This is a genomic window from Sphingorhabdus sp. 109 (assembly GCF_902506555.1).
Taxonomy (GTDB): domain Bacteria; phylum Pseudomonadota; class Alphaproteobacteria; order Sphingomonadales; family Sphingomonadaceae; genus Parasphingorhabdus.
In genome coordinates this window covers 1353854-1369430 of record NZ_LR732707.1, presented here as the reverse complement: position 1 = coordinate 1369430, position 15577 = coordinate 1353854, and the positions used below count along the sequence as shown (strand labels likewise).

The 15577-nt window shown below is 55.4% G+C and carries 13 protein-coding genes and 1 tRNA gene; 8 read left to right on the top strand and 6 right to left on the bottom strand.

From position 1 onward, the window contains the following. Positions 1-23: 23 nt before the first annotated feature. Positions 24-1964 (bottom strand): acyltransferase family protein, encoded by a 1941-nt coding sequence (locus BOSE62_RS06550; protein WP_159643458.1) that lies wholly within the window; start codon positions 1962-1964, stop codon positions 24-26. A gap of 1019 nt (positions 1965-2983) precedes the next feature. Between BOSE62_RS06550 and BOSE62_RS06545 the strand changes: the two genes are divergently transcribed. After that, positions 2984-4183 carry a tyrosine-type recombinase/integrase gene (locus BOSE62_RS06545; RefSeq protein WP_089132013.1) on the top strand — a complete coding sequence of 400 codons (1200 nt, stop codon included), beginning with the start codon at positions 2984-2986 and terminating at the stop codon, positions 4181-4183. Between the two features lies 1 nt (position 4184). On the opposite strand, the gene BOSE62_RS17605 is transcribed toward BOSE62_RS06545, so the two are convergent. Then, the gene (locus BOSE62_RS17605; protein WP_443028805.1) at positions 4185-4394 is read right to left on the bottom strand and encodes a DUF5818 domain-containing protein; all 210 of its coding nucleotides are present in this window, start codon (positions 4392-4394) and stop codon (positions 4185-4187) included. Between the two features lie 417 nt (positions 4395-4811). On the opposite strand from BOSE62_RS17605, the gene BOSE62_RS06540 reads away from it, so the two are divergent. Beyond that, on the top strand, positions 4812-4997 hold the full coding sequence (locus tag BOSE62_RS06540) for a hypothetical protein (RefSeq protein ID WP_089132093.1): 186 nt from the start codon (positions 4812-4814) through the stop codon (positions 4995-4997). Positions 4998-5241: 244 nt separating this feature from the next. Here BOSE62_RS06540 and BOSE62_RS06535 read toward each other — a convergent pair. Continuing rightward, positions 5242-5317: transfer RNA gene (locus BOSE62_RS06535), tRNA-Lys, on the bottom strand. 45 nt (positions 5318-5362) lie between these two features. Further along, positions 5363-5908 carry a 2-amino-4-hydroxy-6-hydroxymethyldihydropteridine diphosphokinase gene (gene folK, locus BOSE62_RS06530; protein WP_159643456.1) on the bottom strand — a complete coding sequence of 182 codons (546 nt, stop codon included), beginning with the start codon at positions 5906-5908 and terminating at the stop codon, positions 5363-5365. A gap of 117 nt (positions 5909-6025) precedes the next feature. Here folK and BOSE62_RS06525 point away from each other — a divergent pair, with 117 nt between their 5' ends. The 4 genes from BOSE62_RS06525 (at position 6026) to BOSE62_RS06510 (ending at position 8968) form a co-directional block, all read left to right on the top strand. Further along, on the top strand, positions 6026-6577 hold the full coding sequence (locus BOSE62_RS06525; protein WP_236553882.1) for a superoxide dismutase family protein: 552 nt from the start codon (positions 6026-6028) through the stop codon (positions 6575-6577). Between the two features lie 40 nt (positions 6578-6617). Further along, positions 6618-7082, top strand: coding sequence for a low molecular weight protein-tyrosine-phosphatase (locus BOSE62_RS06520; RefSeq protein WP_159643454.1), 465 nt, complete (start codon positions 6618-6620; stop codon positions 7080-7082). Between the two features lie 256 nt (positions 7083-7338). Next, the gene (locus tag BOSE62_RS06515) at positions 7339-8073 is read left to right on the top strand and encodes a Bax inhibitor-1/YccA family protein (protein WP_159643452.1); all 735 of its coding nucleotides are present in this window, start codon (positions 7339-7341) and stop codon (positions 8071-8073) included. Positions 8074-8230: 157 nt separating this feature from the next. Then, a complete protein-coding gene (locus BOSE62_RS06510; protein ID WP_159643450.1) occupies positions 8231-8968 on the top strand; it encodes a hypothetical protein in 738 nt (245 codons plus the stop codon). Positions 8969-9044: 76 nt separating this feature from the next. On the opposite strand, the gene BOSE62_RS06505 is transcribed toward BOSE62_RS06510, so the two are convergent. Next, positions 9045-9662 carry a glutathione S-transferase family protein gene (locus tag BOSE62_RS06505; protein ID WP_159643448.1) on the bottom strand — a complete coding sequence of 206 codons (618 nt, stop codon included), beginning with the start codon at positions 9660-9662 and terminating at the stop codon, positions 9045-9047. A 62-nt stretch (positions 9663-9724) separates the two neighbouring features. On the opposite strand from BOSE62_RS06505, the gene BOSE62_RS06500 reads away from it, so the two are divergent. Beyond that, positions 9725-10069, top strand: a complete 345-nt coding sequence (locus BOSE62_RS06500) for an EthD domain-containing protein (protein ID WP_159643446.1) — start codon at positions 9725-9727, stop codon at positions 10067-10069. Positions 10070-10217: 148 nt separating this feature from the next. Beyond that, positions 10218-13040 carry a DUF3857 domain-containing protein gene (locus BOSE62_RS06495; protein WP_159643444.1) on the top strand — a complete coding sequence of 941 codons (2823 nt, stop codon included), beginning with the start codon at positions 10218-10220 and terminating at the stop codon, positions 13038-13040. Positions 13041-13205: 165 nt separating this feature from the next. Here the strand turns inward: BOSE62_RS06495 and clpA are convergent, their stop codons facing one another. Further along, positions 13206-15524 (bottom strand): ATP-dependent Clp protease ATP-binding subunit ClpA, encoded by a 2319-nt coding sequence (gene clpA, locus BOSE62_RS06490; RefSeq protein WP_159643442.1) that lies wholly within the window; start codon positions 15522-15524, stop codon positions 13206-13208. Positions 15525-15577: the final 53 nt, after the last annotated feature.

Sequence of the window (15577 nt, the reverse complement as noted above, 5' to 3'; positions counted from 1 at the left end):
CGTCAACCCGCGACGGAGGCGGGCTACTCCAAAAGGCCTTGTTCAAGGGCGCGCCGGACAAAGTAGCGCGCGCCGTCCAACGTCCAGTGATGCCCGTCAAACATCGCCTTTTTCCCATCAGGCGTGATCAGATGACAAGACCCGACCGCATCGTCACACACCAAATCCCTGCGCGAGACAAACCGGATATCCAGTTGCTGGGCAAGATTACGCAAAGTCACATTGAGCGGCGCGACGCTGGCAACCTCATAGCGCGGAGCAAGCGCATTCAGTTTCTCAAGGCTTGCGTGATCCCCGGAACGCCGCAAGTACCAGTCGAATATTGGCAGCACCCCGGGTGATTCAAACTCTGCCGTGTTTCCAATCAGCAGAACCCTTTTTTCCCGCGCGCGCATGCCCTGAAGGGCGGCGGTCAGTTTCGCGATCTTGGTGGAATCATATTTTGTCGCGACCATGACAAGATCGGCTGCGGCAAAGTTCGGCGAAGCGAACAGTGCCTCCACGTCGGACTTGGCAAAATTGCTGCGAAGGCCATAGCGCGCGACTTCATACCCATTTGCGTTCAGGTACAGGCCATTGAAGAAATCCTTGCTGTGGGAATTTCCGACAACCAATATCTTCGGACCGCCTGTATCTTTGAACCAAAGATCCTCTTTCTCGTGGCGTGACGCCACATGGGCCAGTGGTTCGCCTTCACTAGAATTTTGATACAAACCCTTCAGGATGGACCAAGATTGCTTTTGCAGCACTTCGTTGTCGTAAGTGTTATCCTGATAGAGCGCGTCGAGCTTGGCAAGCCGATGCTGCGACAGCATATCGGTGAAACTGCTTAGCCCGGCAAAAATCGCGATTGCGAGAGTGGCCATGCATGTCGTCGCCACGAAGGCCCGACCCGGTATGCGAAAGCGAAACGGCTTTTCGACCGCATAGTAGCCCGCAGCCGAGAGGGCGAGGGTGACAACAATCCAGAGCGCGTGGTCCGCTGCGGTCACGCCGTCCAGGTTGGTCAGCCGACCGAAGGCAAACACAGGAAAATGCCAAAGGTAAATTGAATAAGAGAGCTTCCCGATGAACACGAAGGGAGTGGTGGATAGCACTTTCGTCACCGGCTCACCCGGCTGAGCAAACCACAAAAGCCCACAGCATGCCAAGATGAAAGGCAAAGTGGGTAGGCCAGGATGTGCGTGTTGGCCAAAGTGAAAGGCGACGAAATAGCCGATGATAACGATAAGAGAAAAGAGGGGAACAAAGCCCGCGAACCGCCTTGTGCGCAGAGCATCCGGTCGTTTTTGGGACAGATATGCCAGCCCGGAGCCGGCAAGCAATTCCCACGCCCGACTAGCCGGCGAGAAAAAGGACAGGTCTGCCCGATGGAGTGTGGTCAGATGAGCGATGACAAGACTGATAAGGGCCATGGCAACGATACCGATCCAGATCGCATTTCGTCTACCGATTTTGAACAAACCAAACAGAGCCAAAGGGAAAAGAAGGTAGAACTGCTCTTCGATCGCAAGGCTCCAGGTATGCAGGAACGGTTGCAGCAGACTCGACTGCGCTCCATAGCTGCCAAGCTGATCTGCCCAGAAAAGGTTGCTGACGAAGAATAGATTGGTGAGCAGCGACATGCCGAAACGGCTTAGCTCGCTCGGAAGCAAAACGGCCAAGGCCACCGGAACGCTGACCAGCATGACCAATAGCAGGGGAGGGAGAATACGTCGCGCGCGCCGCGCATAGAACCGGCCAAAGCCGATCCTGCCCCGCGTTTGCAATTCTTCCAGAAGGATTTTGGTAATCAGAAAGCCAGAAAGAACAAAGAACAAATCAACGCCAAGAAAGCCCCCTGGCAGAATAGAAGTTCCTGCAACCGTTATCTTCAGGTGATAAATCAGAACAGCCGCAACCGCGATGCAGCGCATACCGTCGATTTCCGGGCGATAGGTAAGTTTATGTCCTGAGCTATGCATTGGGAAACCGTTCCGTAAATGCCCAGCCTCTTGCCGAATTCCCCCGGCAAATGCAACTTCGACCTGCCCCTTATTCAGCGTCGCGCTCAGGCTTGTGTGACACATGCCTGAAAGCGGCCGTATTTCGACAAAACGAAGATTGGCGAAACCGGGACATTATGCGCAAGCCTGTTCGGCAAAGGAAAGATAAAGATGTCGCATGGACTATGTCGCTTGCCGATTTTCCCGGGAACGTTTCCTGAGCATGTTTTTCGCATCGCGACCCGGATTGGCGTCCCCTCGGAGGCTCTTGATCTCTCGTTGACCAGAACCTTGTTCTAACCATCGCACGCCGTGGGGTCACGCGGGAGTGTCGGCTTTGGTCAACTCGGATATGTGGAGTCGGCCCTGAATGGGCAGGGCTGCTCGTTTTGATGCCGACGTCGAAGCTGTTTCCCAAGGACCGCGAGGTGCCCCAGGATCCTGTGTGAGTGCGTGCCCCCGTAACATCCTTGTCCTCTAGAGTTTCCGTTTGGGTAACCTCGGCCTTCTTCATCGCCGATCAACCAACTCAATGGTTCGAGAACTGGATTCGCTTTGCATCGCCAAGATCTAACAAGGGCTGCCCACAACACTCTGGCAATCGAAGCGCTCTGCCAATCCCTGACCCTTCCCTCCCGGATAAGCAAGCGAGGCGCGCGAAATCCACCGCGCTCTTACAGAAGATATCGGGGATGTTGTGCGCTGGGCGCAGATCGGGACGCTTATTCGGTTCTGGACCGCGCCATTGAATGTCGCAAGCAGTTTAAAGCCTGTCCAACACACTAATCTATATAGATAAAAGTGGTGAGCCCTGCTGGGTTCGAACCAGCGACCTACTGATTAAAAGTTTTTTTAAGCCGATATTTTGATATCCCACATATTCCCTAAACGTCTGAAATAATTAGATAATAGAAAAATAATGTTCTTGATATGTTCCAGCCAATCCCATAGTATCCTCTCGAAACGCTACCCGGGTAGCACGTTTTTAAGAGGCCAAAATGCCAAATCAAATAAAGCTTACTGATGCTAAATTAAAAGCGGTGAAAACACCATTGCGAGGACGAGTGGAGCTCGCAGATAGTGATTGTGTTGGGTTGAGATTTGTAAAAGGATCGACAGGTAAATGTCGTTGGATTGTTCGAAAACGGGTTGCTGGAAAGTTCAGAAAGATCACTCTGGGAGACTATCCCGGGATTGGTCTGGCTAAGGCTAGGCAGAAAGCGCTCCAGGCTTGTGCTGACATTGAGAGCGGCCGGAAGCTGGCGAAGCCTGATAAACGATCGAACAAAACGGTTTCCGCACTGTGGAGTACTTACGATCAGCAGCGCGTTGAGAACAAGCGATCTGCAAAAGAAATACGGCGCATATTCAAAAAGTACGTTTTACCGGAGCTTGGCGGTCGTCCGGTGGACGCCATAACGCGCACGGATGTTACTCGGTTAATTGATGGCATCGCTTATGGCGAGCGTTCTGCGCCGGTAATGGCCCGGCTTGTTGCTGCGCAAATGTCAGTGTTTTTCAATTGGGTTTTACCACGAGTAGAAACTCTAGCGTACAACCCAGTAACAGCAGCAAGCAGACCACCAGCACCGAAACCTCGTGATAGGGTTTTGTCGAATGAAGAATTGAAAAGCCTTTGGAAGGCTGTTGAAAATCAGCCGTTTCCTTGGCAGCATAGTTTGAAACTCATGCTGTTCACCGCTGCACGGCGAAGCGAAGTATTTGGAGCTGAACGTGCGGAGTTTGATTTAGAAGAAAAAGTCTGGAACTTACCTGCGTCGAGCGCAAAAAATAACAACGCTGTTATCATTCCACTTTCCGAAGAAGCTTGCCGTGTCGTTTCAGGTTGCCTGGTTACTGATGGTAGCAGCAAGCTGTTTCCTTCTGCGACAAATCCAAAAACTAGTGCATCAGGTATATCCAAATTGTTGCGACGGTTGAGGGCCGACGTTCAATCTGACTTGCAACGTCCCGTTCTGCATTGGACATTACATGACATCCGGCGGACTGTTGCTACAAACCTGCAGCGGCTGGGAGTAAGGTTGGAAGTGACTGAGGCAATTCTCAATCACGTTAGCGGTTCTCAGGCTGGTATCGTCAAAGTTTACCAACGATATAACTGGATGAATGAAAAACGCGAGGCGTTGCAACTTTGGTCTGATGATCTTGTTCGTATCTGTGACTGCAGCCGACAATAGGTTATTTTGTTTCACCAACCCAATCAACCGCAATGGAGTCAACTCCAGTTTTCACACCCTCAACCAATACCATGTGATTATCTTCGGGAACTTCATTGTCTTGAAAATCCAGTTTCCAAACGCTTTTATCATCACATTGCAGGACATGTCGGCGGTCCCCTTTGATGAGTTTGCCAGTCAGCCGAAGGCGGTTTGAGTTTGAATGGTTCATGATCAAGTGTCGCGCGACAATCTAGGTGAAAAAGCGCCGTCAATCAGGATAAGAACTCACCTTTGAGGATGTTGCCTGCGGGCGTAGCCCGCAGGCAACATCCTCAAAGGTGACGGCGCGATCTTTAGGGACCGCGCCGTCGGTGATCATGGCCGATCGTGTAAGGAACGACTTCTCTCGTCCAAAAGGGAAGTTGTTCAATGCCAGGTCGACACATCAACGATCACCAAGTGNCCCCAGCATCGACTGCTCAGGATAACGCGATCATCTTTAGTCAGGATTGTTCAATCAGTGTTTATTTTTGTCAGAAAAAAAGATTACCATGACACATCTTATTCGTCTGCCCTCTGGTGTTGTTTCGCTGAACACCTAAAGCTCTTGTTCGCATCGCAATTTGAATCGTGATACAACGCAACTATGACCAAGCCAGATCAAGCAACATTGAAAATTGTGGCGGCGCTAATTCGAACCCGCATGGACCGCCTTTCCGGCGATCAGCGACTTGATGGTCTAGAGCGCCTTGGAGCATATCGTGAGTTCAATCAATTGGCGAAAGATCTTGACGCGACCGCAGTCGAGTTTACTCGCGACGAGAAATGGTAGCAGGCACCGCTACCAGAAATCGTTTTAACATTTATCACTGTTTTGTATCACTGTTTTGGGTTGGATGGTTCGTTGGTTTAGCAATCAACGCTGTTGTATTCCCTACCTTTGAAAGAACTGGTCCATCATCAGTTCTTTGAATATTGGAATTTCTTCCATTTGCTACCCAAAATGCTACCCAAGTTGCAAATATTGCAACTTCGAATATCATTCTGTCAGAAAATCGTTTATTTTCAACGTATTATGGTGAGCCCTGCTGGGTTCGAACCAGCGACCTACTGATTAAAAGTCAGTTGCTCTACCGACTGAGCTAAGGGCCCCCTCAACAGGCTGTGCGGTGCACGATGCCTTCGGGAAGCGCTTCCCTAGTGGCGCTTTGTTTCATGGTCAAGCGGCTTTGGCGCTTTTTCCGGACGTTTTTTGGGTCGGTGGTTGCGGGCGGCCAGCTGGGCGATGGTCAGGCCGGTCAGCGGGTCGCGCCAATCGGCAGCGATTTCCGTGGCTGGCCCGAGCACGAAGCTGCGTTGGCGCAGCATCGGGTGGGGGATTGTCAGGGCAGGGGAGGCGCCGGCAAAGGCGCCGCCGTCCCACATTATGATATCGAGGTCCAGAACCCTGCGCGACCAGGCCTGGCCGCGGCGCTGGCCGAATCCGGCCTCGATCTGCTTGAGCAGTGCCAGCAAAGCGGGCGGCTGCGCCCGTGTCCTGATGATCGCCGCGGCATTGGCATAGCTGCGCTGCGAGGGGCCGACCGGGCGAGACGTGATGGTGGAGGACGTGGCGCAGACTGTCAGGCCGTCATCGCCCATCCGCTCCAGTGCGGCGGTCAGCACGGCGCGCGGCGCGCCGAATCGCCGGTGGCGCTGGTTCGAACCGAGGGCGATCAGGTAGAGCATGGGCCGGTCGGGCATGGACGTTTATCTGGTTCCTGTGCGATGCCGGAAGGAAATTGCCGGAACAAATGGTTTCAAGCGGGCGGATCGGCTGCTATCATGCAAGCAATGCTATGGAAATCAAGGAGAAGCTTTGTGGGTCAGCTTAATGTCGGTTTGTCAGCCATGGTCCTGTTGTCGCTATCCGCTGCGGGGTGCAGCCAGAATGGCATATCCCCGGGCGAAGTCAGCGGCAATGTCGCGCGCGCGGCGCTGGCGGCAGCGGACGAGACGCCTCATGGCGAGGTGATTGTCGCCCAGGGTGACAACGGTCTGCTCGTCAATATTACGGCAAAGGGCCTGCCTCCGGGGCCGCATGGCGTGCATATTCACGAGACCGGCAAATGCGAAGCGCCCGATTTCAAATCGGCCGGTGGTCACTGGAATCCCTCCGACAAACAGCATGGCTTCGACAATCCGCAAGGCGCGCACGCGGGCGATTTCTTCAATCTGGATATTGGTGCGGATGGCAGCGGCGCGCTGGAAGCGACCATTTCCGGTGCATCGCTGAGCGACGGCGAGAATCCGCTGCTCGATGCTGACGGTGCAGCATTTGTCGTGCACGCCGGTCCGGATGACCTGAAGACGGATCCGTCCGGTGAAAGCGGTGGCCGGCTGGCTTGTGGCGTATTTGTCGGCGGACGCTGACCCCGCCCGTTTCGTTGTTTGCAATTTGTAGAGTAGTTTGATGAGTGCGTCTGTCCTGTTTGTCTGTCTTGGCAATATCTGCCGGTCGCCGCTGGCCGAAGCGGCCCTGCGGCGGGAGTGCATGAATTCCGCGCTGAATATCATCGTCGATTCCGCCGGCACCGGCGACTGGCATGCCGGGCAGCCCCCGGACGAGCGCGCGCAAGCGGTGGCGGCGCAAAATGGCGTGGACATCGGCCATTTGCGCGCGCGTCAGGTCAAGACATCGGACTTCCGCGATTTCGATCATATCATCGCGCTGGACAACCAGAATCTGCGCGATCTGGAAGCGCTGCAACCGGTGAAGGCGGTTGCGAAACTGTCGCTGCTCTTCGACCATGTCGAGGGCCGGGCGGGCGAGGATGTCGCAGACCCCTATTATGGTGGAGACCGCGATTTCGAACAGACCTGGGCAGAAGTGACCGAGGCGGCGCGCAATATCCGCAGATGGCTTGAGGCCGGCTGAGGCTATTGTGTTGTGGCCGCGGGGAACCCCGCAAAGACTGCCGGCCACAGCGGACCGGTGCTGATCCGGCAGGGTCCTGTTGTTTGCTGAAGTTTTCATTCGATTGACCATCTGGCCATAGATGGTATCTATCGACTCCGGCGGGAATATTTTATCCAGGCGCAGCGGTTTCCCTTGAAAAAAATGCGATGTTACCCGATATTGAAGCTAATCAGAGCCCGTTTTTCCGGCTCGCTTATTTGAGGAGTATGCAATTATGGCTTGGCAAGATCCAAGAACAACCTTCGGGCAGGCCCCTGTGGGCACCGCTCCACAGACGCAGGTCGCGTTTGATGCCGGCCTGCGCAGCTACATGCTCAAAGTCTATAATTATATGGCCAGCGGCGTGTTGCTGACCGGCATCGTCGCGATGCTGTTCGCCAGCTCCGGCCTTGCGCAGGATATCATGTTCGGCGGCGGACTGCTGAAATGGCTGATTATCCTTTCACCACTGGCGATCGTCTTTGCGATGACGCTCGGGCAGAACAAATTTTCCACGACCGCGCTGCAAGCGATGTTCTGGGGGTTTGCGACGCTTATGGGGCTGTCGATGTCGACCATCTTTCTGGTCTATACCGGCGCTTCAATCGCCCAGACATTCTTTGCCACGGCAGCGGCCTTCCTCGGCCTGAGCCTCTATGGCTACACCACCAAGAAAGACCTGTCCGGCTGGGGCAGCTTCCTGATCATGGGTGTTGTCGGTCTGCTCGTCGCGATGGTGATCAACATCTTCCTGCAGTCGACCATGATGCAGCTGGTGATCAGCGTGATCGGCGTACTGATCTTCGCAGGTCTGACCGCCTACGACACGCAGCGGATCAAGAGCATGTATGCTTATGTCGCAGGCACCGACATGGTCGGCAAGACCGTGGTCCTGAGCGCACTCAGCCTCTATCTGGACTTCATCAACATGTTCCAGTTCCTGCTTAACCTCATGGGCAGTCAGGAATAGGCCTCGTACCGACAGGCAATTTATTGATAGACAAAGAGCCCGGCAGGAAACTGTCGGGCTTTTTCTTTTGGCGCTTCGTCGAGATTTGCGCGCAAATGCTGGACATTCATTTCCGTGAATCATAAGGAATTGGCAGTTGTTCTGGGAGAAAATCACAATGCCGCGTTTGAAGGATTTGCGTCTTATTTTGGTAGCTGGCGGAGTGGCTCTGCTCGCGGCCTGTCAAACACCGGCACCGCCACCCCCGGCTCCGGCTCCGGTCGTCCAGCCGCAATATACGCCGCGCGCACCGACACCGCCGTTCGGCGCGAGCCATCTTTCGGTTATACCCGCGCTTCGCGCTGACGGCCTGCGCGAAACGATCAATCGCGATCTCGGACCGCTGGAGACTTTGTGGCATGTTCGAGCGGCTTTGAATGTCGCGGCGCTGAGCTGTACCGGCCCGCTCTACGAACGTCTGGTGGACGACTATAATGCGTTCATCAAGAATAACAGCGCCTCGCTGCGCAACGCGAATAACGCGATCATCAGGAAGTTCCAGCGGGATATAGGCAGCGGCTACAAGACCGAGCATGACCGTCACCAGACTCAGCTGTATAATTACTGGTCCTTCTCGCCGCTGCGCCGTCCCTTCTGCGACCAGGCCGTGCAGATCAGCCAGCGCGCTATCGTGACCAAGTCGGCGGATCTCAACCTGTTTGCGGCAGAGGCTTTGCCGGAACTGGAAAAGCCGTTTACCGATTTCTACCTCGCATACGAGGAATATGAACGCGACCTCAACGCGTGGCAGGTTCAATATGGCGATCCGACGACAGTTGCTGAGCAGCCGGCAGAGGGGCAACCGGTTCTCGAACAGCCCGTTCTCGGAGAAGATCAACCCGTTCCCGGTGAATGATTCATTCTTGAGCGGGCAAGAAAAAAGGCCAGACGGGAACGCCCCTCTGGCCTTTTTCGTCGCCCTGAACGGCTGGTCAGCTGTTCTCGGCAATCAGGCCGTCATCAATAGCCTTTGCTGCCTTATAGGCGTCACGGTCGATCAGTCGCGCCGCATAGGCGACGAAGCTTTCCCGGGTCGGCAAAGTGCCGAATTGCGTTCCCCAGATAACCTGCGCGCCGACATAGACATCCGCCATGGTGAAGCGAGAGCCGCAGACATAGGGATCGCTTTGAAACTTGTTGTCCAGAACGTCGACCACGCGATCATAATTGCCGTAACCGGCGGTCCTCTCCTTGTCGGGTGGCACGTCAAAACCTAGCGTGCGGTTGGTGATCGCCGCTTCGACGGGGCCGGCGGTAAAGAACAGCCAGCGGAAATAGTCCGCCTGCTCGTCGACGCCCGGAGCGAGGCCCGCTTCCGGGAAGGCCGCTGCAAGATAGGCACAGATGGCGGGGCCTTCGGTCACCACCTTGCCGTTGTGCGCTATCGCCGGAACCTTGCCCATCGGATTGATGGCGAGATAGTCATCCGCCTTCATCGTCGTGCCATAATCAAGCAAGACCTGTTCATAATCTGCCCCCGCCTCGTGCAGCGCCCAGCGCGCTATCTGGCCGCGTGACATCGGGTTGGTGTAAAAGCTGATAGTGGACATATTTTTCTCCCTCCTTTGGGATGGATGATTAACAGAGGACAGCAGCGAACGGGAGACCCTTAATGATCAAGCATTTCTTTCTGATATCGAAAAAACCGGAGGTGTCGGAAGCGGATTTTCGGGACTATTACGAGACCCGTCATGTGCCGTTGATCAAGCGGCTGCTGCCGATGTTCGCCCATTATCAGCGCCATTATCTGGACCGGTCGCAAAGCCGGATAGATGCGATGCAAGCCGATCCCGGATTTGATGTGATCACGGAAATCCATTTTGCGGGGCAGCAGGATTATGATCTGTTTCTGGCCAGGCTTTCCGATCCCGAGGTGATTGCCGCGATCCGGGCGGACGAAGCCAATTTCCTGATCAGCAATGCGACCCGCTCCCTGCGGATCGACAGCAGCGGTTGAATGCCGGGCTGTCGCATCCGCTATGCGCTGCCGGTAACGGCGACGCTGTTGGCGAATATATCCGGATGGTCCCGATTTAGCCAACAACGACTTGTTATTACTAGTGATCCGAATAAGGTGGGGAAAATATAGGGGCAAAACACAGCTAATGAAGCAATTTTATCTGGCGCTTGTCGGCGCTTTTTACTTGATGTCGGCATCCTCCGCGACTGCATCTGCCGACCTCCGGTTCGATCAGCCGGGATCATGGGTGGAATCCGCGGATATCAATCGTGTTCTCGACGATAATCCCGGGAGCGAAGCCATATTGGTAATTCTGGATATCCAGCGGCAACTGGAACATGGCAAGGTCTCTTCCTATCACGACGTAGCCGTGCGTATCGATTCTACCAAAACCATGGCGAATATGCTGTCGCTGTTAAGCCCTAGCTGGCATCCGGACCAGGGCGATCTGACTGTTCACCGATACCAGATTATCCGCGGTGACGACGTGATCGACCTTACGAAAGTCGACAATATTTTCGATGTGATCCGCCGGGAAAAAAATCTGGAGCGGCAACAGATCAACGGTATGCTCACTGCCATTTCGCAGGTCGAGGATCTGCAACTGGATGACATTGTCCGGATGAGCTACACCGTTACCTCGGCCAATGATGCGCTTGCCGGGCGGGTACAGGCCGCTGGCGGCTTCGCTAGCGAGGATGTCAAGGTCGATTTCGTTCGCCAGCGGATTCGCTGGCCGGTCGAGATGGATGTCAAATGGCGCGGTTCCAAGGCCGAAATCGTGCCGGTGATCACGAACGAGGCGGGCTGGACGAATCTGGAGGTCGATTATCGCTCCAAGGCACCGGACGTTGAAATCCCCAAAGATGCGCCAATGCGGTTCAAGGACCGCAGTCTTTTTGAAGTGGCCAGCTTTGCATCGTGGAAAGATGTCTCGCGCGTCAATGCGGCCCTATATCCCCGCAAGGACGGCATCGTGAAGGGGGGTGCCCTTGATCAGGAAATCCAGGCGATTGCCGCTCAGACGCGCGACAAGAAGCAGCGGACGGCGCTCGCGCTACGGCTGGTTCAGGACAAGATCCGCTACCTTTATAACGGCATGGGATTTGGCAATTACACTCCGCAGCAGCCGGAGGAAACCTGGAAGCTACGCTATGGTGACTGCAAGGCGAAAACCTATTTGCTGCTCGCAATCCTGCGCCGGCTCGATATCAAGGCTGTGCCGATGCTGGTCAGCGCCAGCCAGCGCGATATCGTCAAGGAAAGACTGCCTTCGTTCCAGGCCTTCGATCATATCATTGTGAAGGCGGAAATAGACGGTACGGATTATTGGCTCGATGGCACCGGCAGCGGTACGCGGATCGATGACATGGTCAACTCTCCGACCCATCGCTACGGCTTGCCGAGCGTCCGAAATGGTGCCGAACTGGAAGAAATTCCCATTCGCCGCCCGGGCCGGCCCTTTCAGACGGTCATCGTTACCTATGACGTGACAGCGGGTACCGATCTTCCGGCCGCCTTCGAACTCCAGGCCACACTTCGCGACAGCGATGCCACAGCACTGAAAAATGCCATGGCGCAGTTTTCGGAAGAGAAGGTGAAGGAACTGCGCGAGGAAACCGCCCTGGGGTACGTGCTCGACGGGCTTGTCTACGAAACCAGCTTCACCTTTGATGAGGAAGAGGAAACCGGATATCTGACGGCCAAGGGGCTGTCCTATCTTGACTGGGATATCAAAACCGGCAGGCACCGGCATGAACTGTGGAGTGTGTCTGACAATTTCAAGGTCCAGAAAACCCGTGATGAAGAAGAATTGCGCGGCTTGCCGGTCAATATGAGCTATCCGATATATTTTCAGTACCGGACCAACTACATTCTGCCCGAGCGATATAACGGAGCATCCCTCGAAGGTCTGGCGGAAAGCAGTTCGGAAATTGCCGGTTTCCAGTTCAGCCGCTCGGCATATAAGGACGGCAACCAGATTGTTTCGGAGGAAGAATATCATACCGGCCGTTGGGAATTGCCGGCGGAAGCGTTCGAGACCGAACGGCGAAAGCTGGCGCGCCTCAACCGGGATGGAGTGAAAATCATTCTCCCCGAGGACCGGGTATTACCGTGGCGCGAGGTAGAAGATTTCAAGCGGTCGGGACAAGTGGAGGGGCATCGCGCGGCTTTCGATCAGCATGTCGCCAATGCCAAGGAGGACGATGACGACGCCCTAATCAATCGCGCCTATTTCCATCAGATATTGGGGGAATATGATAACGCGATTGCCGATGTGGAAAGCGCTCTGGCGATCAACTCCGATGCCGAAAATTATAAATGGCTTGGTGACCTGAAGCTCGGCTCCGATCCGGCGGCCGCAATTGCCGCCTATTCCAGTGCGATCGAGATCAAGCCGGCCTATTTTGACGCCTTGCTTGATCTGATCAGGTTGCATGTGCGTCTGGGAGATTATGACGAGGCCCATGCGGTGTTGGAACGGGCAAAAGATGCCGGCCTCACCGAAACCAGCTTTGATTCGATCCATATCGAGATATTGCAGGCCGAAGGCAAATTCGACGAGGCCATGGCGATCATCAATGATCTGGTCGACGAGGAACCGGATAATGCGGGCTATCTCGCCGACCGCTGCCTGTTGCGGGCGATGGAGAAAACCGCTCTCGATCTGGCGCTGGCCGACTGTACCAATATGATCGAACTGGCCGAACGCAGTTCCTATTATCATTTCATCCGCGCTCTGGTCTATTACCAGCGCGGGGAATATCAGCTGGCCATCGATGATCTGGACAAATCGATCAAGGTCAGCGACCGCCGCGGCTATGTTTATCATCTCCGGTCGCGCGCACATCGCAAGCTGGGGCAGATCGAAGCGGCCGAAAATGACGAAAAGACCGCCCGGTTCCGCTACAAATATGCCGGCTGGTACTGGGGTCATTTTTCCGAGGATGCGGCGGCGAAGCAGTAATCGGCATCGTTGCGGGATGGACGCTTAGGTCCGTGATGCGGAACTGATTGGAATGGCCTTCCTGCCACCGGAGCGGTTGGCGCGGCATCATGACTGGTAAAAACGGCGCGGGATCAACCGCGCCGTTTTCGTTTTCAGGGGCTTGCCAGCCGCTTTCGGGGCGAATTACTTCGCCTTGCTGTCGGCGGTTTTCTTCGCCGGCTTTTTCTTCTTCTTCGCCTTGGGTGCGGCGGCGGTGACTTCAAATGTCAGTTCATTGTCCTTCAAATGCACCTTGACCTCGCCGCCGTTCTTGAGCTTGCCGAACAGCAGTTCCTCGGCGAGCGGCTGCTTGATCTTTTCCTGGATCAGGCGGCCCATCGGACGGGCACCGTAGAGCTTGTCATAACCGCGCTCGGTGAGCCATGCCTGGGCATCCTCGTCCAGCGTGATATGCACATTCTGGTCGGCCAGTTGCAGTTCGAGTTCGAGAATGAATTTCTCGACAACCCGCGACACCACTTCCGGCGGCAGATAGGCAAAGGGCACGATCGCATCCAGACGGTTGCGGAATTCGGGGGTGAACATTTTCTTCACCGCCTCGTCGCCGGCATCTTCCTTGGACATATTACCAAAGCCGATGCCTTCCTTGGCCATGTCGGACGCGCCGGCGTTGGTGGTCATGATCAGCACGACATTGCGGAAATCAACGGTCTTGCCGTGGTGATCGGTCAGCTTGCCGTTATCCATCACCTGCAGCAGGATGTTGAACAAGTCCGGATGCGCTTTCTCGATTTCGTCGAGCAGCAGCACGCAATGCGGATTCTGGTCGATCGCATCGGTCAGCAGGCCGCCCTGGTCATAGCCGACATAGCCCGGAGGCGCGCCGATCAGGCGGGAAACGCTGTGGCGTTCCATATATTCCGACATGTCGAAACGCTTGAGCGGAATGCCCATGATCGATGACAATTGCCGGGCGACTTCGGTCTTGCCGACGCCGGTCGGGCCGCTGAACAGATAGTTGCCGATCGGCTTGTCCGGTTCGCGCAGCCCCGCACGGGACAATTTGATCGCGCTGGACAGCTTGCTGATTGCAGCATCCTGGCCAAAGACCACTCGCTTGAGGTTCCGTTCGAGATTCTCGAGCGTCTGCTTGTCGTCTTTCGACACGGATTTCGGCGGGATGCGCGCCATCGTTGCGATCACGGCCTCGATATCCTTGGTGGTGATCATCTTCTTGCGACGCGAAGGTGGCAACAGCATCTGCATCGCGCCAACCTCGTCAATCACGTCGATCGCCTTGTCCGGCAGCTTCCGGTCGTTGATATAGCGGGTCGACAGTTCCACCGCCGATTTCAGCGCGTCCGGTGCGTAACGAACCTTGTGATGCTCTTCAAAGGCACCGCGCAGGCCGGCGAGAATCTTGATCGTATCCTCGACCGACGGTTCGTTGATGTCGATTTTCTGGAAACGCCGCAGCAGGGCGCGGTCCTTTTCGAAATGGTTGCGGAATTCCTTGTAGGTGGTCGACCCGATGCAGCGGATGACGCCGCCGGACAGTGCCGGTTTCAGCAGGTTGGACGCATCCATCGCGCCGCCGCTGGTGGCACCGGCACCGATCACCGTGTGAATTTCGTCGATGAACAGAATCGCATCCGGCATTTTTTCCAGTTCCGACACGACCTGCTTCAGCCGTTCCTCGAAATCGCCGCGATAGCGGGTTCCGGCCAGCAGCGCGCCCATGTCGAGCGAGTAGATGACCGCCGGTTTCAGGACGTCGGGGACATTTTCTTCGACAATACGCAGGGCCAGTCCTTCGGCGATGGCGGTTTTGCCAACCCCGGGCTCGCCGACATAGAGCGGGTTGTTCTTCGAACGCCGGCACAGGATCTGCACCGTGCGATCGACCTCTGCCTGCCGCCCGATCAGCGGATCAATCCGGCCGTCTTCGGCCTTGGCGTTCAGGTTAACCGTAAACTGGTCGAGCGCTGTCTCTTTCTTGTTCTTGTCCTTTTTATCCTCTTCGTTCTCCATGCCGGACAATTCGGCCGGCTCGGGCGTGTTGCCTCCCTTGCCGACACCGTGGCTAATGAAGCTGACCGCATCGAGGCGGCTCATATCCTGCTGCTGCAGAAAATAGACGGCATAGCTTTCCCGCTCGGAAAAAAGCGCGACCAGCACATTGGCGCCCGTGACTTCATCCTTGCCGGACGACTGGACATGGAGAATCGCCCGCTGCACGACCCGCTGGAATCCGGATGTCGGGGATGGGTCGATTGCTTTTTCCACTTTCAGCGAATCCAGTTCGCTGTCGAGATAGAGAATGACGGCGTCTTCCAGTTCACCCAGATCGACGCCGCAGGCGTTCATGACCTGGGAAGCATCGCCATCGTCAACCAGTGCGAGAAGAAGATGCTCGAGAGTCGCATATTCATGGTTGCGATCGGCGGCATTTTTCAGCGCCTGATGCAGGGTTTTCTCGAGCGATTCCGCGAATGATGGCATTAATAATACTCCAAATTTGGGACGTCTTGAGCGTCCCGCTTGCCGGAACAGAT

Bases quoted from the DNA above. Each gene is read 5' to 3' on its own strand.
- BOSE62_RS06515 (WP_159643452.1), top strand. From the start codon at position 7,339: ATGGCTTGGCAAGATCCAAGAACAACCTTCGGGCAGGCCCCTGTGGGC.
- BOSE62_RS06505 (WP_159643448.1), bottom strand. From the start codon at position 9,662: ATGTCCACTATCAGCTTTTACACCAACCCGATGTCACGCGGCCAGATA.
- BOSE62_RS06540 (WP_089132093.1), top strand. From the start codon at position 4,812: ATGACCAAGCCAGATCAAGCAACATTGAAAATTGTGGCGGCGCTAATT.
- BOSE62_RS06500 (WP_159643446.1), top strand. From the start codon at position 9,725: ATGATCAAGCATTTCTTTCTGATATCGAAAAAACCGGAGGTGTCGGAA.
- BOSE62_RS17605 (WP_443028805.1), bottom strand. From the start codon at position 4,394: ATGAACCATTCAAACTCAAACCGCCTTCGGCTGACTGGCAAACTCATC.
- BOSE62_RS06520 (WP_159643454.1), top strand. From the start codon at position 6,618: ATGAGTGCGTCTGTCCTGTTTGTCTGTCTTGGCAATATCTGCCGGTCG.
- BOSE62_RS06550 (WP_159643458.1), bottom strand. From the start codon at position 1,964: ATGCATAGCTCAGGACATAAACTTACCTATCGCCCGGAAATCGACGGT.
- clpA (WP_159643442.1), bottom strand. From the start codon at position 15,524: ATGCCATCATTCGCGGAATCGCTCGAGAAAACCCTGCATCAGGCGCTG.
- folK (WP_159643456.1), bottom strand. From the start codon at position 5,908: ATGCCCGACCGGCCCATGCTCTACCTGATCGCCCTCGGTTCGAACCAG.
- BOSE62_RS06545 (WP_089132013.1), top strand. From the start codon at position 2,984: ATGCCAAATCAAATAAAGCTTACTGATGCTAAATTAAAAGCGGTGAAA.
- BOSE62_RS06495 (WP_159643444.1), top strand. From the start codon at position 10,218: ATGAAGCAATTTTATCTGGCGCTTGTCGGCGCTTTTTACTTGATGTCG.
- BOSE62_RS06510 (WP_159643450.1), top strand. From the start codon at position 8,231: ATGCCGCGTTTGAAGGATTTGCGTCTTATTTTGGTAGCTGGCGGAGTG.